At 37.0% G+C, this 24,274-nt stretch carries 18 protein-coding genes; 8 read left to right on the top strand and 10 right to left on the bottom strand.

The annotated features are described in order from the left end of the window. Window positions 1–21 precede the first annotated feature (21 nt). The 6 genes from nusB to glyA form a co-directional block, all read right to left on the bottom strand. Entirely contained in the window at window positions 22–492 is a 471-nt protein-coding gene (gene nusB, locus ACFIML_RS00835) for a transcription antitermination factor NusB (RefSeq protein ID WP_375607112.1), read from the bottom strand. Between the two features lie 2 nt (window positions 493–494). Continuing rightward, entirely contained in the window at window positions 495–950 is a 456-nt protein-coding gene (locus ACFIML_RS00830; protein WP_375608300.1) for a 6,7-dimethyl-8-ribityllumazine synthase, read from the bottom strand. 81 nt (window positions 951–1,031) lie between these two features. Continuing rightward, the gene (locus ACFIML_RS00825) at window positions 1,032–1,649 is read right to left on the bottom strand and encodes a riboflavin synthase (RefSeq protein ID WP_375607110.1); all 618 of its coding nucleotides are present in this window, start codon (window positions 1,647–1,649) and stop codon (window positions 1,032–1,034) included. Beyond that, window positions 1,631–2,758: a bifunctional diaminohydroxyphosphoribosylaminopyrimidine deaminase/5-amino-6-(5-phosphoribosylamino)uracil reductase RibD gene (gene ribD / locus ACFIML_RS00820; RefSeq protein WP_375687151.1), complete on the bottom strand. Its 1,128-nt coding sequence runs from the start codon at window positions 2,756–2,758 to the stop codon at window positions 1,631–1,633. The genes ACFIML_RS00825 and ribD overlap by 19 nt, the downstream gene beginning before the upstream one ends. Beyond that, complete coding sequence (gene nrdR / locus ACFIML_RS00815; RefSeq protein WP_375687149.1) at window positions 2,751–3,233, bottom strand: transcriptional regulator NrdR; 483 nt, start codon at window positions 3,231–3,233, stop codon at window positions 2,751–2,753. Before nrdR ends, ribD begins: the two co-directional genes overlap by 8 nt. 13 nt (window positions 3,234–3,246) lie before the next feature. Beyond that, the gene (glyA, locus tag ACFIML_RS00810; protein ID WP_375615268.1) at window positions 3,247–4,560 is read right to left on the bottom strand and encodes a serine hydroxymethyltransferase; all 1,314 of its coding nucleotides are present in this window, start codon (window positions 4,558–4,560) and stop codon (window positions 3,247–3,249) included. Window positions 4,561–4,886: 326 nt separating this feature from the next. On the opposite strand from glyA, the gene argC reads away from it, so the two are divergent. After that, entirely contained in the window at window positions 4,887–5,819 is a 933-nt protein-coding gene (argC, locus tag ACFIML_RS00805; RefSeq protein ID WP_375608301.1) for an N-acetyl-gamma-glutamyl-phosphate reductase, read from the top strand. Window positions 5,820–5,839: 20 nt separating this feature from the next. On the opposite strand, the gene ACFIML_RS00800 is transcribed toward argC, so the two are convergent. From ACFIML_RS00800 to hfq, 4 genes are all read right to left on the bottom strand, one after another. Then, window positions 5,840–6,916, bottom strand: coding sequence for a COX15/CtaA family protein (locus ACFIML_RS00800; RefSeq protein WP_375682342.1), 1,077 nt, complete (start codon window positions 6,914–6,916; stop codon window positions 5,840–5,842). A 146-nt stretch (window positions 6,917–7,062) separates the two neighbouring features. Continuing rightward, on the bottom strand, window positions 7,063–8,886 hold the full coding sequence (locus ACFIML_RS00795; RefSeq protein WP_375686693.1) for a hypothetical protein: 1,824 nt from the start codon (window positions 8,884–8,886) through the stop codon (window positions 7,063–7,065). A 144-nt stretch (window positions 8,887–9,030) separates the two neighbouring features. Beyond that, window positions 9,031–10,374: a GTPase HflX gene (gene hflX / locus ACFIML_RS00790; protein WP_375687147.1), complete on the bottom strand. Its 1,344-nt coding sequence runs from the start codon at window positions 10,372–10,374 to the stop codon at window positions 9,031–9,033. Window positions 10,375–10,428: 54 nt separating this feature from the next. Then, window positions 10,429–10,668, bottom strand: coding sequence for an RNA chaperone Hfq (gene hfq / locus ACFIML_RS00785; protein ID WP_005773461.1), 240 nt, complete (start codon window positions 10,666–10,668; stop codon window positions 10,429–10,431). 653 nt (window positions 10,669–11,321) lie between these two features. On the opposite strand from hfq, the gene ACFIML_RS00780 reads away from it, so the two are divergent. From ACFIML_RS00780 to ACFIML_RS00750, 7 genes are all read left to right on the top strand, one after another. Next, a complete protein-coding gene (locus ACFIML_RS00780) occupies window positions 11,322–15,881 on the top strand; it encodes a hypothetical protein (protein WP_375687145.1) in 4,560 nt (1,519 codons plus the stop codon). Between the two features lie 1,065 nt (window positions 15,882–16,946). Next, the gene (locus ACFIML_RS00775; protein ID WP_375607101.1) at window positions 16,947–19,265 is read left to right on the top strand and encodes an NADP-dependent malic enzyme; all 2,319 of its coding nucleotides are present in this window, start codon (window positions 16,947–16,949) and stop codon (window positions 19,263–19,265) included. 188 nt (window positions 19,266–19,453) lie between these two features. Continuing rightward, window positions 19,454–19,738, top strand: coding sequence for an acyl carrier protein (locus ACFIML_RS00770; protein WP_005773457.1), 285 nt, complete (start codon window positions 19,454–19,456; stop codon window positions 19,736–19,738). Between the two features lie 11 nt (window positions 19,739–19,749). Beyond that, a complete protein-coding gene (locus ACFIML_RS00765) occupies window positions 19,750–20,925 on the top strand; it encodes a beta-ketoacyl-ACP synthase (RefSeq protein ID WP_375609381.1) in 1,176 nt (391 codons plus the stop codon). A gap of 15 nt (window positions 20,926–20,940) precedes the next feature. Beyond that, the gene (locus ACFIML_RS00760) at window positions 20,941–22,215 is read left to right on the top strand and encodes a beta-ketoacyl-ACP synthase (protein ID WP_375607099.1); all 1,275 of its coding nucleotides are present in this window, start codon (window positions 20,941–20,943) and stop codon (window positions 22,213–22,215) included. A gap of 61 nt (window positions 22,216–22,276) precedes the next feature. Beyond that, complete coding sequence (locus ACFIML_RS00755; RefSeq protein ID WP_375687143.1) at window positions 22,277–23,305, top strand: zinc-binding dehydrogenase; 1,029 nt, start codon at window positions 22,277–22,279, stop codon at window positions 23,303–23,305. 6 nt (window positions 23,306–23,311) lie between these two features. After that, window positions 23,312–24,241, top strand: a complete 930-nt coding sequence (locus ACFIML_RS00750; RefSeq protein ID WP_375607171.1) for a lipid A biosynthesis lauroyl acyltransferase — start codon at window positions 23,312–23,314, stop codon at window positions 24,239–24,241. Window positions 24,242–24,274: the final 33 nt, after the last annotated feature.

Here is a 24,274-nt window from a genome sequence, read left to right as displayed (position 1 = left end):
AATGGAGGGGGGTTGTAACTCTTAGAGTCGGACTTTTTTTGCCATACTGTCGAGAACTGCATTAACAAGTTTTGGCTCTTCACCTTCAAAAAACGCCTTTGCTATATCAACATATTCATTCATAACAACTGCAATAGGGACATCTTTACGGTTGATCAACTCCCATAAACCTGCTCGTAAAATTGCGCGTAAGATAGAATCAAGACGTGAAAGAGACCACTCTGCAGAAAGCTGTTGATGAAGCAGCGGATCAAGCTGCTTTTGATCTTTTACAACACCCGTTATAATAGCCAAAAACCATTGAAAATCAGCTTCAAGATATTGGTCTCCATCAATATCTTTTCCCAAACGATAAGCCTCATACTCAGCTGCAGTTTCCATCACCCCCGAACCCACGATATCCATTTGATAGAGTGCTTGAACTGCAGCAAGTCTTGCTGCTCCACGTTTATTGGCTGAACGCGGAAAATGTCTGCTTTTTATATCAGCCATATTTAACGATTATCTCCAAATCTCTTTTTTAGAGCGATCATACATAAAGCAGCTTCAGCCGCAAAACCACCTTTATTTTTGTTATCTTGTTTTGCACGCACCCATGCTTGTTCTTCGTTTTCAACAGTCAAAATACCATTTCCAATAGCCAAGTGTTGATGAACAGTTAAATCCATCAATGCACGACAAGAACCATTAGCAACAATTTCAAAGTGATATGTTTCACCCCGAATAACACAACCAAGAGCAACATAACCATCATACGATATCTTGTTTTGTTCAGAAAAAGCTATTGCACTTGGTATTTCTAATGCTCCAGGAACCGTTACAACATCATAACTTGCTTCAGCTTTTTGCAAAGTATTCACTGCACCTCTCAAAAGCGCATCAGAAATCCCCTCATAAAAACGTGCCTCAACAATCAATACGTGAGGCTTTTTACCTATCTCTTTCATCATAATGAAATTCCACAAAAAACGAATCAAAAAAATCAAAGTTATAAAGCATAAAATTCTGAAAACGATCAATAGAGTGTTGGCTTATTCATCTTCTCTTTTTAAAGTAAAAAGTTTTGCAGCATAACGAGCAAGTTGATCAATTTCCAAATTTACCCGATCTCCAATTTTAGCTTGTCCCCACGTTGTCATTTCGAGTGTATGGCGAATAATAAGAACATCAAAAACACAATCCTCAACACCATTAACAGTCAAAGATGTCCCATTAAGTGCAATAGATCCCTTATTAACAATAAAAGGCATAAATTGTCTTGAAACTTTTAAATAAAAGCGAATTGCATCCCCTTCCTTTTTTTGATCAATGATTTCAGCCAAACCATCAATATGACCAGAAACCAAATGTCCCCCCATTTCATCACCCAATCGAAGCGAACGTTCCAAATTAACAAAAGTTCCTTTTATCCATTGTGCAAGATTCGTTAAACGTAATGTTTCTTCCCACGCTTCAACAACAAACCAATTGGAATCTTCTTGCTTTAATCCTCGCTCTACAATTGTCAGACAAATTCCCGAACAAGCAATTGATGCGCCAATTGCTAAACTTTCTATAGCATAGCGTGTGGAAATCTTTAAACGCATCCCCTGCTTTAAAGGTTGAACATCTTCAACACAACCAATATCCGTTATAATTCCTGTGAACATAATGTCTTACGTCTCCACTTATAAAAACGGTCATTTCCAAACATTCTTGTCTCAATTTTATGAAATTGCGAGAGATAATTTCCAAAATGAGGGGCTTCAATACGATTTTTGCCTAAAACAATGGGGGTATGAAAACATATCAAATGATCAACACAACCAGCATTCAAAAATTTTTCCCCTGTCTTGACGCCCCCTTCCAATAAAACACTATTAATCCCATGTTTATAAAGCATCTGTAAAAGAGCAAAGGGTTCTACACAACCATTGTTCATCTCTACCGAATAAACAGACACACCATATTGCTCCAATGCATTTTTTTTGCTTTTCTTTGAAAGATCCCCATCACAAATAACCCATGTAGGGATTTTTATAGCTGTTTGGACAACTTTTGCATAAAGAGGGATAGATAAATCTGCATCCAAAATAATACGAATTGGTGAGCGCATCTCCATCCCTGGCAAGCGGCAATTGAGTTGTGGATCATCTGCGAGTATAGTTCCAATACCAACGAGGATAGCATTATTTTGAGCACGTAAAATATGCGTATGGGCATGAGAAAGTGTTCCACTAATTTTTACGCTGCCCTTCTCTTTTTTTCCAACACCATTATCTGCAGAAATTGCCATTTTAAAAGTGACCGCACAGCGTTGTATCTTTCTTATGCACCAATGCGTCCATAAGGATTCAAAAGCCTCTTCAGCTAAAATGCCCTCAACCACTTCAATACCCGCAGCTCGCAAAAGAGCAATACCATGACCATCAACACGCTTGTCACAATCAGTCAGCGCAACAACAACTCGAGAAACACCTGAATCAATAAGTGCATTCACACACGGCGAAGTTTTTCCATAATGCGCACAAGGTTCTAATGTAACATAAGCAGTAGCTCCTTGAGCCAAAGAACCTGCCATGTGTAAAGCTTGCACTTCCGCATGAGGACTCCCATGAATAGCTGTTACGCCATAGCCAACAATAAAAGCCCCCGCACCATTATCGTTTCGCACAATTAATGTACCAACCGAAGGATTCTCACCTGTAAGACCAACATGACGCTCTGCTAAACGGATAGCAGCAGCCATAAACCGCTCATCTTGCACTTTTTTATTCATCAAAACGAGATTCTGTATCCGCTATACCCTGTGACAACTCATCTATAACATCGTGAAAATCGCTTGCATTACGAAAATCCCGATATACAGAAGCAAAACGAATATAAGCAATATCATCGATTTTTTTTAATGCTTCCATTACAAGATGTCCAATTTTTTCTGAAGCAATTTCTGGTTCTCCCAAACTCTCAAGTTGACGTACAATGCCAGAAATTGCTCGTTCAATATGATCAGGATCAATATTACGCTTACGCACAGCCACATCAACCGATCGCATTAATTTGTCACGATCAAATGGCTCACATCGTCCACTTTTTTTAGCGACTAAAAGCTCACGCAACTGAACACGTTCAAAAGTTGTAAAGCGACCAGCACAAACAGAACAAACACGGCGGCGTCGAATCACTGCCCCCTCTTCTGCAGGACGCGAGTCTCTAACCTGTGTATCCTCATATTGACAATAAGGACAGCGCATCTCTTTTATATCCTTAACAAGCGCTGAGATAAGAGTAAAGAGGAAATTGATTCGTTATATCTTCCACCTTTTTCTTAACAGCCATTTCAACAGCATGATTATCTTCATCACTTTTTGCGTTCCGAAGACCATCAAGAACTTCTGAAATCAAATGACCAACTTGAATAAATTCTTTTTCTAAAAAACCACGCGTTGTAGCAGCAGGTGAGCCCAAACGAATTCCCGATGTTATAGATGGCGTTTCAGGGTCAAAAGGAATACCATTTTTATTGCAGGTAATATGAGCGCGTCCTAAAGCCAATTCAGCACGTTTACCTGTTAGATTTTTGGAACGTAAATCAACCAACAATAAATGATTATCTGTACCGCCAGAAACAATATTAAAACCATTATTCTGTAATGTTTTTGCTAAAGTTTTCGCATGTGTGACCACCTTGGCACTATAATTCTTGAAAGAAGGATGCAAAGCCTCCCCAAATGCAACAGCCTTTGCCGCAATCACATGCATTAAAGGCCCCCCTTGAAGACCAGGAAAAATAGCAGAATTAATTTTTTTGGATAAAGCCTCATCATTTGTCAATATCAAACCACCTCGGGGACCTCGAAGCGATTTATGTGTTGTTGTCGTTACAATATGCGCATGTGGAACAGGTGAAGGATGTACGCCACCAGCAACAAGACCAGCAATATGAGACATATCAACGAGTAAATGAGCACCGATTTCATCTGCAATTTCACGGAATCTTTCCCAATTCCAGAATCGAGAATAAGATGAGCCCCCTGCTATAATAAGTTTTGGCTTATGTTCTTTTGCAAGTCGCTCAACCTCATCCATATCAATAATCTGATCCTCTTGACGTACACCATAGGAAACAACATTAAACCATTTTCCTGACATATTAACAGGTGAACCATGCGTAAGGTGACCACCAGCATTTAAATCTAACCCCATAAATGTGTCACCAGGCTGAAGTAAAGCTAAAAAGACAGCTTGATTCATTTGGCTACCAGAATTAGGCTGTACATTTGCAAACGCAGCACCAAAAAGCTGTTTTGCCCTTTCAATGGCTAAATCTTCAACGACATCAACAAATTGACATCCACCATAATAGCGCTTTCTTGGATAACCTTCTGCATATTTATTGGTTAAAACAGACCCCTGTGCTTCAAGAACCGCTCTTGAAACAATATTCTCAGAAGCAATCAACTCAATTTCATGTTGTTGACGCTCAAATTCTTCCATAATTGCATCAAAGATTGCATCATCAACAGTTTGTAAATTATCATTAAAAAAGCGCTCTTGTGCGTCATTTTTTTGCTGAGTCATAAAATACGTTCCTAACATTAAAAAATAAAGTCATTAAACGATAACACAGCAAACCATGCAAACCAAACATTTTAAACTACTTACACTCAAAAATAATGATACAAATAATTATCCTGTTCCTTGTCATAGAGACAGCAAAAAACGTCTCTCATAAAAATGGTGAAAAATGAGGTTAAATTTCTTCTTTTACGCTCTTATTTGTTTACACCTTTTACAAAAAAATATTTATAATCTAAATAAATTCAATAATTTAATAATTATTATTTAAGTTGGTAATGATTTAAAATAATTTATAATATGAAAAGCTGAATATAGTAGAGAAAAGAATGGCAACCAAAGTTTTTATTGATGGTGAACATGGCACAACCGGACTACAAATACAAAAACGCTTAGAAAGGCGTACAGATTTAAAACTACTCTCTCTTTCTCATAAAGATCGCCATAATGTTCATCTACGACAAGACTATCTTAATCAAGCTGATATTGCTATTTTGTGTCTTCCAGATGATGCTGCACGCGAAACCGTTCATTGGCTTAAAAAAAATAAAAACATTAGGATTATTGATAGCTCGACAGCACACCGTGTTACACCAGACTGGGTTTACGGTTTTCCTGAAATGACAGCAGGACAAAGAAAGCGCATTCAAGCAGCACATTATGTAACCAATCCCGGATGCTATCCTACTGGTGCCATTAGTTTAATTCGCCCACTCCGTGAAGCAGGACTGCTAGACGCCGATTATCCCATCTCGATTAATGCAATCTCCGGCTATACCGGTGGTGGAAAACAGTTGATTTTACAAATGGAAAATCAATCTCAACAGAATATTAAGGAAAATTATTTTATTTATGGTCTTAATCTTGCACACAAACATGTGCCAGAAATTAAAATCTATGGACAAATCAATCAAACCCCAGTTTTTATACCAAGTGTTGGTCGTTTTCCCCAAGGAATGATTGTGAATCTTCCTCTGCATCGCCATTTATTCACAAAATCAGCAAACTGTTCTGATTTGCGCGAAATTCTCGCAAACCATTACGATGGACAAAATACCATTTTAGTTGCATCACAAGAAGAAACTGTTTCACTTGAAAGACTTAATCCAGAGTGTTTAGCCAATAAAGATGGTATGAAACTGTTCGTATTTGGCAATGATCGCGAAGGCATTTTTAATCTCAGCGCCATATTCGATAATTTAGGAAAAGGCGCATCAGCTGCAGCTATCCAGAACCTCGATTTAATGCTTTCAAGCGACTAAACCTCCCTACCCACAAACTTTTATTCAACAACGCGATATGCCCCTTTCGTTGCTCGCCAGTGCGCAACCGCAAAACATAACACAGCTAGTGCCATACTTTGATGAATGAGCCCTAAACTTATCGGAACCTCATGTAACAGTGTTAAGATACCCAAGACTGCTTGGATAATAATCATAACACAGATAAGAAATGCACGACGAGAATGGGTTGAATGTGGAGCATTTTTTTGTACATAGAAAGCATGAACAACTGAGACAATAAATAAAAAATAAGCAAAAAACCGATGAATAAATTGAACCATTAAGGAATTTTCGAATAAATTGAGCCAAACAGGACGATGCTGCAACAATCCATCAGGAATAATCTGCCCATCCATAAGCGGCCATGTATTATAGACTTTTCCTGCATGAAGCCCTGCAACCAAAGCTCCGAAATAAATCTCTATCAAAACGAGAATAACAAGCCAAGACGCAAAATATTGCACCTTTTGATTTGCTGGCTTTTCTGAGTATTCTGCAAGTCCTCGAGATAAATAAGTAACAAAAACAATAACAAAACATGCCGTTATAAGATGAAATGCCAAACGATATTGGCTCACACTTGTTAAATTACTCTGCCCAATCCCTGAAGCGACCATCCACCAACCAATAAAACCCTGAAAGGCAATAAGGACTGGTACAATGATAAGCTGGAGTAAAATATTTTTTTCAATACGTTTAGTTGCCCAAAACCAAATGAGCCCTAATAAAGCAACAAGACCAACAAGACGCCCAAGAACACGATGCGCCCATTCCCACCAAAAAATGACCTTAAAAGCACTTAAGGTCATATCACGATTAAGAAGCTTATATTGTGCTATTTGTTGATATTTTAAAAATTCCTCTTGCCATTGATCCTCACCAATCGGTGGAATAACACCGTGTATTGGCTTCCATTCCGTTATAGATAATCCTGATCCCGTCAAACGAGTAGCGCCACCCACTAAGACAATTGCCAAACAAAGCAGTAAAATAGAGTAAAGCCACACCTGTATATGTTTTCTATTTTCCTTTTGCACAGGTGTTAAAAAGTTATCGTTTAATCTCTTTACTGCCATCTCTGATTGCCCCACGCTTCTCTCCAACTAAAATGCATTTTAAAATTAACATTAAATCTTTAATTTTAGTATGTACTATAACTTCAGCAAAAAACAAGCGTACCACTATAGCATATGATACATATTTCTTTTCTCTTTTGCGAAGTTTATGATGCAACAACACGATAAACAGTCTTTGGAAAGCTGCTTACCATCCACATCATCCAATCTTGTTCATTAAGAACAGTATTACAAATATAATAGTCTGTTAGCTCTGCAAATTGTTCAAAACCATATTTTGGTTTGCTTGCCATCTCTAAAATGATAAAATCATATTCTTTTTTAAATTCTTGTAATATATGAGAAATATTATTTGAAAAATCTTGTGCAGAAACAGCACTTGTTAATCCCTGAGGAAGAATATCAACGCCCGTATCGTAATCGCGGTAAATAACATCATGCATCTGAGCATGGCCGGTTAAAACATCACTCAGTCCGCGATGTGGGCCAATGACTTTCTCTATTTGTTGACCAGAGATATCGACCAATAAAATTGTTTTGTTCTCTTTTGTGAGATGAAGTGAAAGCTTTGCCGCTGTCCGTGCAGCCTCTGGTCCAATAATTGAAATAACTGTTGAAGCATGCCATTTCAAAACATCAGATAATCCCTCTATCGTAATAAAAGCTTCAAGATTTTTTATTTCTTGAGAGACTAAAAGACTCTCATTCTTCTTGAGAGCATTTTCTTTTAATCTCACATCCTCTTCTGAAAGTTGGTCTTTTTTGCTTTTAAAGAACGGATAAAATAACATTATTCCTAGCAAAAGAGTAAGGAAGCTGGCCAATGCACCCACAAAAACATTTTTTCCATAAAGAGCCATAAAAGAAATGGGGGCTAATGTTGTTGGCATTACCACATTGATCTTTGTATTTTGTAAGAGAAGAGGGTTATCACTCAATCCCCAATATGAACCAATAACTTTTTCTCTTTGAGCAGATTTGCTCATCACTTTATTTTGTGCATCGACCGCTGCTTTTATTTTATTTTCAAACTCGTTAAATATTTCATTCAAAGATTGGGATTGATCTTTTACAAAAAAACTCACCCTTTTTTGGAGCTGTTTTTCCAACTCCGTTGCAATAATTATATCTGAATGAACTTGATAAACGATCTGTAAAATTTTATTGTTTAATTGATGAGAAACCGCTTCTAACTCCGCAGTCATTGCCTTAATTTGAGGATGTGTCCACCCCAATTGCGCCGCCATATGTGCTCTTTGCGTTTCCAAGAGATCACGTTTAGATTCCAGAGAAACAATTGCTGAATTATCTGCAATAAACGATAAAGACAGTAAAGACTGTCCATTTTCACGTATCATGTTAATCGTTGAATTCAAACTTGTTAAATGAATACGCTTTAAAGTTGCTTGCATTAATTGCATCGAAAGATCATGAAGCTCTGTTTGTTTGACACTATGCTGAATAAAAGAATCAACAGAGGACCGAAATTCCTGCACGATATTAATAATCGCAGTGTTATCATATTGTTTGTCTTCAGATTTATCATTTAACAAGAATTGTTTTTGTTTTATGATTGCTTGTGAAAATACGGAAAACCAAGTTTCCAACCCACGTTGTGCTGCTTCCTGTGTCTCAGCTTCAAAAGTAAGGTTGATAAGTTCACCATGACGCGATAAACGGATATTTTCCTGATTTTTTTTCTTATAAGAAACCCTTAAAGAAAAAGGAGAATCATTTGAAATTATAGGCTGTGAAAACAAAAAGGCGATAACATTGTCTTGCTTTTTAATTGGTAATGGCTTTCCAACAGAATCAGATAATGAAAATATTAAAGTTGCTTGGTAACCACGGGGCTGGACAAAATAATACAACCAAATCAAAGATACACATAGCATTTGTAATAGCAAAACAATCAAAATGCTTCGCCATACGGTACGTACGAATAGTCTTTTATTACATGTAAGACTCATCTTTATTTTAACCAGCAAAATACTTCTTCATATTGTTTTATTAAGAGAAAGTAGTAACTATCCTCTTAACTTGCTGTCATATTATTTTGAGATAATAAAAATATAAAATTTAAGCAAAAATGTTCAACAATAGCTTTAAAGAACTTAATTCATATTTTTTTTGAGGCTCTCTAGTTGTTTTTTTGCTTCAGAAGTAACAACCGCTCTAATGGTAATAGACCCATCATCATGCCCTTCTTGCACTATTTCCGCAGAGTTTTCATAAAACCAATCAATAAGCGACATTTCATGAGGTTGTAAAAGATATTCAATGCTTTGCACGTCTCCAAAAATTCGCTTTTCAATGGCTCTTAATAATTGATCGAGTCCATCCCCCTTAAGTGCTGATACCATGAGAGCAGGATTTAATCGCGTCTTTGCGCTTGTTTGTAAAACATTCAATGCTTGCTCATCTAACATATCAATCTTATTCCAAACTTCTATGATGTGCTCCATATCATCAATATCGATATCAAGACTTGAAAGCACTTCTAAAACATCTTGGGCATGTGCTCGATGATCAAGATCTGACATATCTCTTACATGAAGAATGAGATCCGCTTCAACCACTTCTTCAAGGGTTGCTCTAAAAGCTGCAATCAAATTCGTTGGCAAGTTAGAAATAAACCCTACAGTATCAGACAAAAGAACAGTTTTTCCATGGGGAAGAACAACTTTGCGCAAAGTCGGATCAAGCGTTGCAAATAACATATTTTTTGCTAAAACATCTGCACCGCTTAAACGGTTAAAGAGAGTTGACTTTCCTGTATTCGTATATCCTACCATTGCTACAACAGGATAAGATGTTTTTTTCCTTTTTGCTCTATGAAGTGCACGTGTTTTAATAACCGTTTGCAATTCGCGGCGAATACGAATAATTTTTTCTTGTAAAAGACGCCTATCTGCTTCAATTTGCGTTTCACCAGGTCCCCCTAGGAAGCCACGCCCCCCCCGTTGCCTTTCCAAGTGCGTCCAACTCCGCACAAGCCTCCCTTTTTGATAGGACAAACGCGCTAACTCTACTTGCAAAACTCCTTCTTTTGTTCGTGCACGATCCCCAAAAATTTCAAGAATCAAAGCTGTTCTATCGATAACTTTGCAATTCCATAATTTTTCTAAATTACGCTGCTGTACTGGCGTTAAAAAGTGATCTACAATCGCAAGCTCAATAGAATATTCATCTATATAACAGGTTAACGCATCTACTTTACCTTTTCCAAAGAGTGTCGCAGAGCGAGGCGTTGAAATATTAATCGTTTCATAATTAACAACTTCTAACCTTATAGCACGCGCTAACCCCAATGATTCTTTAACACGAGAAGATATAGAACACTCTCTCAAAGAGCTTTCACTTCTATTTTCTTGAAAAATCGGTATCAAAACAAGTGCACGCACCTGTTCTGTATTCTGCGAAAACACCCCTCCTAATCTCTCATTTTCATTTATCATAGCAATCTAAGTACTTTTAAAATGGGATAAGAGGTCTATCTTAAAATGACGTGCTTACTCAGGACTTTCACCCTCAAACATCTGTACAGGCTGTCCAGGCATAATCGTAGAAATAGCATGCTTATAAACCAATTGCGCGTGTCCATCTCGGCGCAAAAGAACACAAAAATTATCAAATGAAGTTACAATACCCGTGAGTTTAACGCCATTGACAAGAAAAATTGTAAGGGAAATTTTTTGCTTACGCACCGTATTTAAAAACACATCTTGCAGGTGTTGTGATCGCTCTGCCATTATTCTTACACCTTTATCTAGATTGCATAAAATATTCGTGCATGCATATCGACTGAAAAATATCCAATTGTCAACGTAGAAGCTTCAAAATTCAGAAACAAACAACTGAAATCAGAGAAAAAACAGCTCTTTAAGGCAATAATAAAGTACAACTTACGAAAATCTATATTAAATTAGAAATTTTTCCACGTTTACTTTTTTATGAGCTTACAATTCAAAGGCATACTTTATACATCCTAAGCTATTACAGACTATATGTGATGATGAATCTGCTTCGTTTAGAATCAATAAAAGCAAGCGGACAACAACATTTATTAACGATTATCGATATTAAAGAGAGGCATTCGCACCTTACTGTATATATAACCGCTATTAAATTATCCTTATTTCAAAGATTGCCGGCTTATAAAGCTTTTTATAAACACAAGTTGTAAACAGTGTTTTTGTTTTAGTTAGATTTAAATAATAAATTGTTTTTACTATATTTTATAATATTTTAAAACAGGATACAAGAAACTGCGTTAACTTTATCTTGATAAGTTTTTAAAATTTTTCCCTAAGCATATTCCTTTCTAAATAATTAACAGCTAGTATATAGAAATTATGTGGAAGAGGACGTATCCCTTTTCCGGCTGTAAGAGTACGAGGCGAGTATGGCACGCAGAACAAAATTGCAAACATTTGAAGTTGAAGTTGAAGAAGCCCTCACAAAAGCTATGAACTTTGATTTCGATAACACAGGATTTGAAACGATATCATCCAATAATTCTGAAAATGTTGTTAATGTCGATGATCTGATTCAAAAAATTGCAATGGCAGAAGAAGAATTTTTTGCTGAAAACGGTACATCAACTTTTGTTTCTAATATTCATGATGAAGCTGTTATTGATAAATCCGTTGTTGAACAGCTTTTTGCTCCAAAACCTTCACCTGATATTTCAGGTGGAACTGTTCATAATACATTGTTGTCTACAAAACTTCTTCCTGCAAATGATGATATAACAACCCCTGTAAATTTTGGACCATTAAAGCAGCGTTCTTCCTCTCGAGTCTACTGGTATACAACAGCGCTTAGTGCTTTATGGGCAACGGGAGGAGCTTTTATTGCGCATAAGCTCGCACCTACCGGACTCAGCTCCTTATCCAATATCAGCACTTTTGTTACATCCCCAACAGGACTCGCTGTAGCAGCCGGAACAGCAATTCCTATCCTTATATCTTGGGGCGTTGCCCAATTAACAAAACGCTCAAACGACTTGCATAATATTGCTCTTCTTATGACCAATGCTGCACAGCGCCTTAGTGAACCACAACATCTATCCGAAAAACAAGCTATTGCTATAGGGCAAACCATTCGTGAAGAAGTAGCGGCAATGAACGAAGGTATTGAGCGTACCCTCGGACGTGCTGTTGAACTTGAAGCAATCATACAAGGTGAAGTTCACAATCTAGAACAAGCCTATGCTGAGAATGAATCACGCATTCACACATTAATCAAAGAATTGAGTAATGAACGCATAGCCATTTTGAATCATGCAGATCGCGTACAATCAACAATTAAAGGAACCCAAGAACAACTGAGTGATGAATTTGGGTTGGTTACCTCTAACATTGTCACCAATGTTGAAAAGCTTGCACAAACCCTTTCTCAAACTTTACAAAAACAAGGTGAAGACCTTGTTGAAAAACTTTCCTGTGCCGGTGATGGCGTAACAAATCAACTTGTTGAAAAATTTAACAAAACAACAACACAAATTCAGCAAAAAAACACGGAATTTTTTCATGAATTAGGAAAAAACTTTGATGGCTTTGCAAAACAATTTGATCATAATGAAAAACAAATAGAAAAAACTTTTAATGAAACAGCTGAAAAAGCGGAAGCGCATGTTGCTAAAATTGCAACACATATACAAACAGTAACAGATCAAACTTTGCACGCTGTCGATGAAAAGTTTAAAGCCTTAGATAAAGCTCTTATTGATCGTAATAATCAATCTATACAGAATTTTGATGAGAAGATCTTAAAGCTCGACGACCAAGCACATAAACTCTCTTCTAAATTTGATAACGTAACCTCGCAAGCGATTGGAGCCTTTGAACAACGTTTAGCAACTGTTGATCATTCTCTTAAAAAACATAGTGATTCCATTATTGATTCCTTTATAGAACAAAGTCAGGCTTTAGAGGATAATGCTGAAAAACTTGGTAACTTCTTGGAAGCTCATGTCTTGAAAATAAATGAGAACCTCCAAGAAAAAACAGCAGACATTACCCATGTATTTACAAATGGACGTGAAGCTATTCTTTCTGCAATTGATAAAAGTAAAGAAAGTCTGAGAGAAGAAATTCAATATGTCGACAATGCCATTGTTGATATCATACAAGAACGTTCACAAGATTTTAAAGTACAACTTTCTGATCAACGAGCTCTTATGGCAGATATGCTCGATAACGAGAAGAATAAAATTGCGGATACATTAAGAAATCAAATTGATGTTTTATCCCAAAATACTTCTCATATTGAAAAAGTTTTGGCTGATAATGTTCAAGTCGTTGATAAACAAGCTGAAAATCATATTACGAACATCATTCAATGCACTGAAAAGTTACAAGATGTCATTGTACAAAGTTGTAATACAACCCAAGATGCTTTAGAAGCACAAGCGAGAAATATTGATATCCGTGCTGATGCTCTACGTGACTCTTTAGCGATTAATAGTTTTTCTCTCAATGAAGTTCTTGCCGATCAAGCACGCACACTCGAGCAACGCATGGAAACAATCCATAATCTCATTGCAAAAAGTGATATACGTGTTGATGTTGCATTGAAACAACAGATAGATTTAGTTGAGAGCGCAATTGTTGCCAACAATAAAAATATTACTGAAACGGTTCAAGATCATATCAAAAATCTTGAAAGTCAGGCCGAAACTTTAAAGAATACTCTCTCTCAATCGAGTGGTGTTTTCTTTGAAACTCTTGAGACGCGTATGGAATCATTTGATACAAATCTAGAAGTTCGTGCACACAAAATTTTTGAACGTACAACAACGCTAGAAGAAACATTATCTGAAAAAATTAGCCAAGTATGTGAAGCTATTGATGCACAAACATCTGTTATTGAGGAACGTTCTGACACTTTAAAAACATCTCTCATGCTTAATAATGAACAAAGTCAGATAATTCAACAAGCGCTGGAAAACAGTGTTGACAATATGCGTGTCACCTTAGAAGATTCTGTTAATACAGTGACAGATAACCTGCACAATCAGATTATAAAGGCCTCTGACATTCTTTCTTCTACAAGTGAACAAATTCTTTCTTCTGTTACAAATGTTACTGCACAAGCAGAAAATATTCTTTCAGAATCAGGAAATCGCATTGTATCAAACGTTAAAAAAACAGTTTATGATACCAGTGAAAAAGTTCTGTCCGTTTTGTCTGAACAAACAGCACATACTGTCGAAGCTTTCACAACAGCCAGTCATAATGCACAAGCATTATTGAATGAAACTATTCACACATCAACAACAGCAATAGAACAAGTCCTTAATGAACGCTGTGATGTTCTTCATCACTCTATGCAAAATCTTAAAAATAATTTAGGACATCAGCTCTCTGATGTAACGAGCCGTCTGGAAGATGCAAGAAATCAAACAGCCACACAAATTTCAGAACATGTTGGAAAAATAACAGAGCTAACAAATCACTTAAATCAAGCAGCGCAAAGTACGACAGAATCAATTGATTCTTTAACACAGCATATCGGTGAACAACTCTCTCTCTCCACACAAGATGCTGAACAAAGAATTTATGCACATAATGAATCTCTAGTGAATAGCTTAACCAAAGCTAACTCTGAAACACTTCAAACAATAACGATTATGAAGGAAGAGCTTGTTAATAATGTCTCATCCATCTTAACACAGTTGAATCAATCAATTTACAATTTTCACGAAAATAGTAATGTTTTATTATCGGCTGTTCAAAATATTGATGGGCAGTTTAATGAGAGTACGAATAATTTTTTCCGCAACACGGACCAAGTAGCAGAGCGTTTGTCAGCCTCAAATCAAGCGCTCAATACTAATGTTGAAATTCTGCAAGGACTTTCAAAGAATACCTTTGAACAAATTAATCATATAACGAGCAGTTTTGGTGAACATGCAAAGACACTTTCCCAAACTATTCATGTTCTTGAACAGTCTGAAAATTCACTTAGTGCAACACTTGAAGAAAAACATAATACGCTTTCTGTATTAAGCGATGCTCTTGTTTCAAAGTCTCATGAAATTAATCAAATGATTGGGCATTATGAAAAAATCTTCAACTTAGCACTTGAACGCTCTGATAAGAATGCGCGTAACTCCACAAATTCATTCCAACAATCACTTAATAAGCTTGTTAGTGAAGCATCAACGCGTTTTTCAGAAGCAGCAGAAGATATACGTCGCTCCGCTGATGAAGTTCGTTTAGAGCTTTCAAAGATTAATAATGATATCAATGAAAATGTAAAAAAACTTCCAGAAAAAACAAAAGAAACAACGCAAACAATTCGCACAGCTTTGAATGAACAGATTACAGCGTTACAAGATTTAGTCAGTGTTATACAAAATGATCAAAAGAGCGCACAAAAACAGCTAATATCAGCATTTCCTACATCATCAATGTTTAATCAAAAAAGTGACAGTTCCACTGAGTCTGTTAAAAAGATTGTGCCACCTAAGCCTATTTTGCAACAAGATCAAAGCAAAAAAAGACCAAATAAATGGGTATCAAATCTCTTAGAAAGAGCTTCACGTGAAGAAACATTTTATGATGCTCCCCCTAGTGAGGCTGTTTTAACATCAGTGCAAACAAAACCATCTCCTGCAAACTGCTCTCTTAATTCATTAGCTGCTGGTATAGTGCAAGCGATTAATCACAATGCCATTGTTGAGCTATGGGATCATTATCAACGTGGACAAAAAAACATCGTAACAGAACGCCTTTATACCTTAAGTGGACAAAAAATATTTGAAATGATTAAGAAAAAATATATGAGCGATTTTGGGTTTAAACGTTCAGTGAATCAATATGTTACAGATTTCGAAAAGCTCTTACGTGATATATCGCGCAGTTCTGGCTCTTCCAACTCAGTTCGCAAGTACTTGATATCAGATACCGGAAAAGTTTATACTATGCTTGCTCATGCAAGTGGTCGAATCCAATAACAAATAAGAAAGTGGAAAAAGATATTTTTTCCACTTTCTCTCTCTAGTCGTTTTAATGGCTCATCATAGAATGCTTTTCTTTCAACTGTAGCTTTGTACTTCAAAGGTTGGGATAATTGGCATGCGGTTTTCTTTGATATCCTAAGCAATAATCCTAAAGAAGCGTAATGGCTTATCAAACAACATATCATTCTAAGAATGATAAAGCATGTTTTCTATTTCCTTATCTTTTTCTTAACTCCTTTATTTTTCATATTTTCATAAAAACACAAAGATTTAATAAAATTATTTTATTTGCTAGCCTTTAATATTTTTTCATGCGTTATTATTAAAATGGCTCATAAGAGAGATTTCTATTCCTTTCTTACATGTTTTTATCCACATATTAAGCGCACTTGAAATATCTAAGTAAATATTTTTATTACATTAGGTGAATTTGAAATGAATGTATCTTATTGTACTCAACTTTCCCATTCAATATACGAGATGATTCATTATAAATTATAAAGCAAAGCGTTAATGGAATGGACTTTATGTATAGAGTGCGCAATTACAGCTGTTTTAGTGACATATTCATTGCTTAAAACAACATATTTGTCATTCTCAATGTTCCAAACTCCTTTAAAATAGCTGAATAAACAATTTATAACTGTCAAATTGTTGTTTAATTTTTTTCTACCTCCGTATAAAACTTTAAATAAAATATATATTTTATAAAAAACGAATGAAATGAATAAGAAAATTTCTTCTGTTCTTTCCTTATTTTCTAAGCATTGCAAAAAAAATAATGACTTGGTAATATAGTCGTTAGAAAATATTTTATTCTTTTGTAAACTAATCAATTTTTATGCATTTTATTAAGGAAAGAAAAACAAACGTGCGACTAACCATGAAATTATTCATGCGCACAAACCAAAAGAATTACCAAATTGGTTTTATGATCCAGAAGAATTTGCTCATGCTCACGCATTTTGATATTCAGAGAAATGAGGATCTATTAGTGGACAAAACCTTATCGTAGATAGAACACTCATATAAATACACACTAACTTGGATATCATAAAAATGTCTAGAGAACGAAATAGTGATTTAAGGTCACCAAAAGCTGAACTTGACAGTGCCGCGCTTTTTTATCACCAATACCCTAAACCTGGAAAATTGGAAATACAAGCAACAAAACCTCTTGATAATCAACGTGATTTAGCTCTTGCTTATTCTCCAGGTGTTGCAGCACCATGTCTTGCAATTCATGAAGATCCTAATCTTGCTGCTCTATATACCTCCCGTTCTAATTTAGTTGCCGTTATATCAAATGGAACTGCTGTTCTTGGTTTAGGAAATATTGGCCCACTTGCTTCAAAACCAGTTATGGAAGGCAAAGCTGTTTTATTCAAAAAATTTGCGAATATTGATGTTTTTGATATTGAAATTGATGCATCCAATGTAGAACAAATGGTACAAACGGTATCGACCTTAGAACCTACATTTGGTGGTATTAACCTTGAAGACATTAAGGCCCCTGAATGTTTTGAAATCGAAGAAAAGCTGCGTGCTAAGATGAATATTCCAGTTTTTCATGATGACCAACATGGAACTGCCATTATTGTTTCTGCTGCTGTATTAAATGCCTTAAATCTTTCAGGAAAAAAAATTGAAAATGCAAAAATAGTTACCTCAGGTGCAGGTGCTGCTGCCCTCGCTTGCCTTAATCTTTTGGTTCGTCTTGGGGCAAAAGTTGAAAATATTTGGCTTAGTGACTTGGAAGGCGTTGTTTATGAAAGTCGCAAGACCCTTATGGATCGTTGGAAAGTTAATTACGCACAAAAAACTGACGCACGAACTCTATCTGATATTATTGATAATGCAGATATTTTTCTAGGTTTATCTGCGGGTGGTGTTTTAAAGCCTGAACATCTTAAAAGAATGGCTCCAAACCCATTAATTTTAGCGCTGGCTAATCCAGTACCAGAAATTATGCCTGAAGAAGCACAGTCTATACGACCAGATGCAATGATCTGCACAGGACGCTCTGATTATCCCAATCAAGTTAATAATGTACTTTGTTTTCCCTATATCTTCCGTGGTGCATTAGACGTAGGTGCTACGGCAATTAATGAAGAAATGAAAATGGCCGCTGTTCATGCGATTGCTGCTCTTGCACGTGAAGAAACTTCAGATGTTGTAGCACGTGCATACTCAAAAGAACCTCCCAGTTTTGGTCCAGACTATTTGATTCCCTCTCCTTTTGATCCACGTTTAATACTGCGTATTGCTCCCGCTGTTGCTAAAGCAGCAATGGCAACAGGTGTCGCTATTCGTCCCATTGAAGATATGGAAGCCTACTATGATATCCTCAATCGATTTGTCTTTCTTTCTGGTTTAACGATGAAACCTGTTTTTGCAGCAGCAAAAACAGCAAAACGTAAACGCGTCATTTATGCGAATGGTGAAGATGAACGCGTCCTTCGAGCAGCACAAGTTGTCATTGAAGAACAAACAGCAACACCGCTCCTTATCGGCCGTCCACATGTCGTAGAAGCTAGATTAAAACGCTTTGGTTTAAGAATTCGTCCTGGTATAGATTTTGAATTAACAAACCCTGAAGATGACCCACGTTTTCGTGATTATGTTAATTTATTTTTTCATTATACAGGAAGACGTGGCGTTACGCCTGAAATGGCAAAAACAATAGTAAGAACATCAACAACGGCTATTGCTGCCCTCGCCGTTATGCGAGAAGAAGCAGATGCAATGATTTGTGGCTTAGAGGGACGTTTTGAACGTCAACTTGAATTGATTGAACAAATTATCGGACTTGATCCTAATGTTCACCGTTTTTCTGCTATGAGTTTACTTATCTCTCAACAGCGTACTCTTTTTCTCACAGATACTTACGTCAATGAAAATCCTTCTGCAGAAGAAATCGCTGAAATGACTGTATTGGCCGCTAAAGAAGTTGAAGCATTTGGAATAACACCAAAAGCAGCCTTATTATCACACTCAAACTTTGGTTCTAAAAACACAGAAAGTGCGCGTAAAATGCGACGTGCAACAGAAATTCTTGCCCAATTACACCCTGATTTAGAAGCAGATGGTGAAATGCACGGTGATGCTGCCCTTTCTAAAGTTTTTCGTGATCGTGTTTTTCCTGATTCTCGTCTTAAAAGTGAAGCCAATCTGCTTATTTTTCCAACACTTGATTCAGCCAATATCACGCTCAACACTGTTAGAAGCCTTACAAATGCACTTCATGTTGGTCCTATCTTGATCGGGGCAGCACGTCCCGCGCATATCTTAACACCTTCGGTAACTTCACGGGGAGTTGTTAATATAACAGCCCTTGCCGTCCTTGCGGCAAATAGAAAAAATAGTCTCGTAAAATAAATGTGCAATAAAATTTCAAAGTTTTTTAAATATTGAGGTATAGTACTTCATATACTGTAAACCTCTTTTCTCTATAGAAAAGACAGCTATATTCTGGATTAATTCTTTTTTTTAAAGAGAAAAAAGGCTAGAAGAATAGTATTAAATATATTTTGAATTTACTAACTCTATAATAAGGAATCCGTACATTGCCTTCCACGTTTGATAAAGTTGCTGATATTATTGCAGAAATCAGTGAAATTGATCGCAATACAATTACGCCTGAAAGTCATACAATTGACGATTTGGGAATCGATAGTCTTGATTTTCTTGATATTGTTTTCGCTATTGATAAAGCTTTCGGAATAAAGGTTCCACTAGAACAATGGACGCAAGAAGTCAATGAAGGCACAGTTGCAACGGAAGAGTACTTTGTTCTTAAAAATCTTTGTGCAAAAATTGATGATCTCGTTGCCTTAAAACAGGCGGAGTAATTTTTTTCACCATGCATGATCAATCTGTATTCATCACTGGTATCGGCCTCATAAGCTCTCTGGGAGAAGGAACTGATCAACATTGGAATCTCTTAAATGCTCAAGCCCGTACACCAAATCTAGATTGTACAACTTTTTCGCCCTACACGGTTCATAAAGCGCCCGAAATTGATTGGAGTTCACAGATTCCTAAAAAAAGCGATCAACGACAAATGGGAACATGGCAGCGTCTTGGTACCTATGCGGCTGGTCTTGCTCTTGATGATGCCGGCATGAAAAATAATGAACAACTCACTTCAACAATGGATATGATCGTAGCGGCAAGTGGAGGAGAGCGTGATATTACTGTTGATACACAAATTCTTTCTAAAGCGCGCACAATCGCCGATCATGCTTCTATGTTAAATGTTGCTCTTTCAACCGAACTTCGTCCAACATTATTTTTAGCACAACTTTCAAACCTTCTGGCAGGAAACATTTCAATCGTTCATAAAGTCACTGGATCTTCTCGTACATTTATGGGAGAAGAAGGCAGTGGGCTTTCTGCACTTCAAATTGCTGTAGCCCGTATTAAATCAGGACAAAGCACCCATGCTCTTGTAGGAAGTTCTTATAATGCACAAAGTTATGATATGTTGTTGGCGCATGAACTTGGTGGTCTTTTAACCCATAATGGATGGAGCCCAGTGTGGAATCGTGAAATTCACCCCGGCGGCGGTATTATAACCGGTTCTGGTGGTATCTTTCTAGTTCTTGAAAGTGGAGAGCATGCGAAAAAACGTAACGCGCGTGCTTATGCTGAAATTAGTCAAATTGTTACAGACCAAACAGATAGAACCAAAACTTCACTGAGAGAGTCAATTGCAACAATGTTGAAAACTGTGGGCGCTAAATCTGCCTTAGTCATTTCAGCAGCCTCAGGTGCTCACGAAGCAACAAAAGCAGAACAATATGCTCTTGACGATGCTGATCTATCTTATCGCGGTATTACAACATTATTTGGTTATATGCGGGAAGCACAATTTCCTCTAGCGCTTGCTCTGGCAGCACTTGCAATTGAAAAAAAACACTGTTTTCCAGCATTAAGTCCTCATGAAAAACCTTTTCCTAAAGAAGTGCGTGAAATATTTATTACAACTATTGGTATAAAAAGAGCTGAAGGTATCGTGCGTCTTACAGCTGTTTGAAGGGGAATTTCTATCGTGAAATATCATGATCATTTTGGACGTCCACTTGTAGCAATAACTGGTGTAGGCGTTGTCACATCACTAGGACGAGGAAAACATGAAAATTGGCAAAAATTAACAAGCGGTGTAAGCGGAATCCACAAAATAACACGTTTTCCCATTGAGGGATTAAACACATATATTGCTGGAACGATTGATTTCCTCAAAGAAAGTACGTTTGGTGCTTCAGCTCTTTCTGAAAAGCTTGCACATCTTGCTGCTGAAGAAGCGTTAGAACAAGCAGCTGTTGATAAAACAAATTTTAATGGACCACTTTTTCTAGCTGCTCCTCCTGTTGAACTTGAATGGAAAGCACGTTTTAGTCTTGATCAAGAGGAAAAATTCAATAATGAGCCTTCTTATGCGGATCTTCTTAAAGTCTGTAAGCATAAACTCCATGAGGCACTTTTTGAAACCACACAATTTGGTGCAATTGCAGAAAAACTTCAAAAAACATTTGGCACAAAAGGACTTCCCGTTACACTTTCCACTGCCTGTGCATCTGGTGCAACAGCAATTCAATTAGGTGTTGAGTCTATTAGACGGAGAGAGACAAATAGAGCGCTCATAATTGCGACAGATGGATCAGTTTCAGCAGAATCTCTTATTCGTTTTTCGTTACTATCTGCTCTTTCAACTCAAAATGAGCCTCCAGAAAAAGCAGCAAAGCCCTTTAGCCGTGATAGAGATGGTTTTGTTATGGCAGAAGGATCAGGCGCTCTTGTTCTTGAATCTCTTCAAAGCGCATTAAACCGTAATGCTACAGTTTTAGGAATTTTAGCTGGCTGTGGAGAAACCGCCGATGACTTTCACCGTACACGTTCAAAACCCGATGCATCACCAGCAATTGAATCCGTTCGTAAAGCCTTAGACGATGCACAAATAACCATCAATGAAATTGACTATATTAATGCCCACGGAACTTCAACACCTGAAAATGAAAAAATGGAATATCTTGCATTATCAACTGTCTTTAGTGATCTGTTAGAGCATATTCCAGTCTCTTCTAATAAATCAATGATTGGGCATACATTAACTGCTGCTGGTGCAATAGAAGCCGTTTTTTCTCTTTTAACCATTCAATCAGGGGTACTTCCACCGACAATAAATTACGATAATCCTGACCCTTCCATCCCTTTAGATGTTGTTCCTCATCATAGCCGTAAAGCCTGTGTTAATGCGGTTTTGTCAAACTCTTTTGGATTTGGTGGTCAAAATATGAGTCTTGTTATCACAGCCTATAAAGGATAATCCTTTATATAATAAAAATTTTGTAACGCTAACCTAATAACGTCTTTTAAGGGGGCTGATAATGCGTGCACTGCAACTCTTTAATGAACGTCGACTTGAAATCACCAATATTCCCTCGCCATCTTCACCTAGTCTAGGTGAAATAACTGTGCGGATAAAAGCCGTTGCCCTTAATCATATTGATGTATGGGGATGGCGTGGCATGGCCTTTGCGAAAAGAAAAATGCCTCTCATCATTGGTGCAGAAGCCTCTGGTGAGGTTGTACAAATAGGAGATGGCGTTGAACATCTCCAACTTGGACAGATTGTCTCAATTTATGGTGCACAAACCTGCGGAGTATGCAAAGCTTGTCATGAAGGACGGGATAATCTTTGCAGTAATGTAAAGGGAGTCTACGGTTTTCATCTTGATGGATTTGCGTGTGAGTTTGTTAATCTGCCAGCACGTTTATTGGTTCCAGCACCACCCCAATGTAATGAATTGCAAGCAGCTGTTGCTCCAATTACTTTTGGTACTGTAGAACATATGCTTTTCGATAACGCAAAACTACAAGAAGGAGAAACAATCCTGATACAAGCAGGTGGTTCCGGTATTGGCTCTGCAGCTATTCAACTTGCAAAACACATGGGCTGTACAGTTATCACCACCGTAGGTTCAGATGAAAAAATTGCAAAAGCACACGCTCTTGGAGCAGATCATGTGATTAATTATCGTAAAGATCGTTTTGAAGGTGTGGTGCGGAAATTAACCCAAAAAAAAGGTGTTGACGTTGTTTTTGAACATGTTGGTGTCGATACATGGAACGGTTCTCTGTTATGTATGAAAAAAGGAGCACGCTTAGTGACTTGCGGTTCTACCTCTGGTGTTTCAGCACCAATAAATCTCATGCAATTATTCCAGCAACAGCTTAAGATATTCGGTTCATTTGGCTGCCGTATGGAAAATATGAAAAATGCCATGCAAAAAATGGCACAAAAAGCCGTACATCCTGTCATTGATACAATTGTTGGACTGGATGAAATTGATACAGCTTTAAAACGAATGGAAAGTCGTGATGTTTTTGGTAAAATTATCCTTAAAATCGATTAAATCATGATGAAACTTTCTCTTAAAAATCTCATATATCGTATTAAAATTATAGCTAAAAAAATATCCTATTTGTTATGGGCATATCTACTCTTTGGTTCTTTATTTATTCTAAAGTGTTTTCCAGCCAAAATGGGAATTTCTTTTTTTGCTTGGTTAGCAAAAAAAATTGGTCCCCTTATCCATCGTCATCAAATCACACTTGCAAACCTTAGGAGTGCATATCCAGAAAAAACAGAGCAAGAACTCCGTGCGATTGCAATAGAAATGTGGGAAAATATAGGACGTTTCCTCGCTGAATATATTTTTCTTGATAAAATTTTTGATTTTGATCCTCATGCAGACAAGCCAGGTTTCATTGAGGTTAAAGGCATTGAAATATTTGAGCGATTAAAAAATGAAAAAAAACCACATATTTTTTTCACCGCACATACTGGCAATTTTGAACTTCTGCCTATTTGTGCACAAAGTTTTGATCTTAATGTTACGGTATTATTTAGACCACCCAATAATCCCTATGTTGCCAAACGAATCCTTAAAGCACGACAAACTTCTATGGGACATCTTGTTCCCTCCAAGGCCGGTGCCGCATGGGCATTAGCAGCCAAATTAGAAGAAGGTGAAAATGTTGGTATGCTCGTTGATCAAAAATTTCGCCGCGGTATCATGGGAACATTTTTTAACAGACCTCTTAAAACAAACCCCTTAATTATAAAACTTGCTCGACAATATGACTGTGATATTTATCCAGCACGTTGTATTCGTCTACCTGGAGGACGTCATCGTTTAGAGTTATATGAACATGTAGAACTTCCACGTGATGAAAAAAATGATATCGATATAGCGGCTTCTACGCAAAAATTAAATGATATTGTTGAAACTTGGGTCCGTGAATATCCTGGACAATGGATGTGGTTACATAGACGTTGGGACATCTAACATAAGCTCTATTGCTTACAAAGGAAGTGCAAA

The sequence above is a fragment of the Bartonella sp. AC62GZZY genome (genome assembly GCF_042196525.1).
Taxonomy (GTDB): Bacteria; Pseudomonadota; Alphaproteobacteria; order Rhizobiales; family Rhizobiaceae; genus Bartonella.
Note: the sequence above shows the minus strand (reverse complement) of the source record. Positions and strands in the feature narration are given on the sequence as shown.

Excerpts from the sequence above, each read along its gene's own strand:
- hfq (WP_005773461.1), bottom strand. The coding sequence starts at position 10,668 with ATGGCAGAGCGATCACAACACCTGCAAGATGTGTTTTTAAATACGGTG.
- ACFIML_RS00775 (WP_375607101.1), top strand. The coding sequence starts at position 16,947 with ATGTCTAGAGAACGAAATAGTGATTTAAGGTCACCAAAAGCTGAACTT.
- hflX (WP_375687147.1), bottom strand. The coding sequence starts at position 10,374 with ATGATAAATGAAAATGAGAGATTAGGAGGGGTGTTTTCGCAGAATACA.
- ACFIML_RS00765 (WP_375609381.1), top strand. The coding sequence starts at position 19,750 with ATGCATGATCAATCTGTATTCATCACTGGTATCGGCCTCATAAGCTCT.
- glyA (WP_375615268.1), bottom strand. The coding sequence starts at position 4,560 with ATGACTCAGCAAAAAAATGACGCACAAGAGCGCTTTTTTAATGATAAT.
- nrdR (WP_375687149.1), bottom strand. The coding sequence starts at position 3,233 with ATGCGCTGTCCTTATTGTCAATATGAGGATACACAGGTTAGAGACTCG.
- ACFIML_RS00755 (WP_375687143.1), top strand. The coding sequence starts at position 22,277 with ATGCGTGCACTGCAACTCTTTAATGAACGTCGACTTGAAATCACCAAT.
- ACFIML_RS00800 (WP_375682342.1), bottom strand. The coding sequence starts at position 6,916 with ATGGCAGTAAAGAGATTAAACGATAACTTTTTAACACCTGTGCAAAAG.
- ribD (WP_375687151.1), bottom strand. The coding sequence starts at position 2,758 with ATGAATAAAAAAGTGCAAGATGAGCGGTTTATGGCTGCTGCTATCCGT.
- ACFIML_RS00825 (WP_375607110.1), bottom strand. The coding sequence starts at position 1,649 with ATGTTCACAGGAATTATAACGGATATTGGTTGTGTTGAAGATGTTCAA.
- ACFIML_RS00780 (WP_375687145.1), top strand. The coding sequence starts at position 11,322 with ATGGCACGCAGAACAAAATTGCAAACATTTGAAGTTGAAGTTGAAGAA.
- nusB (WP_375607112.1), bottom strand. The coding sequence starts at position 492 with ATGGCTGATATAAAAAGCAGACATTTTCCGCGTTCAGCCAATAAACGT.
- argC (WP_375608301.1), top strand. The coding sequence starts at position 4,887 with ATGGCAACCAAAGTTTTTATTGATGGTGAACATGGCACAACCGGACTA.
- ACFIML_RS00830 (WP_375608300.1), bottom strand. The coding sequence starts at position 950 with ATGATGAAAGAGATAGGTAAAAAGCCTCACGTATTGATTGTTGAGGCA.
- ACFIML_RS00795 (WP_375686693.1), bottom strand. The coding sequence starts at position 8,886 with ATGAGTCTTACATGTAATAAAAGACTATTCGTACGTACCGTATGGCGA.
- ACFIML_RS00750 (WP_375607171.1), top strand. The coding sequence starts at position 23,312 with ATGAAACTTTCTCTTAAAAATCTCATATATCGTATTAAAATTATAGCT.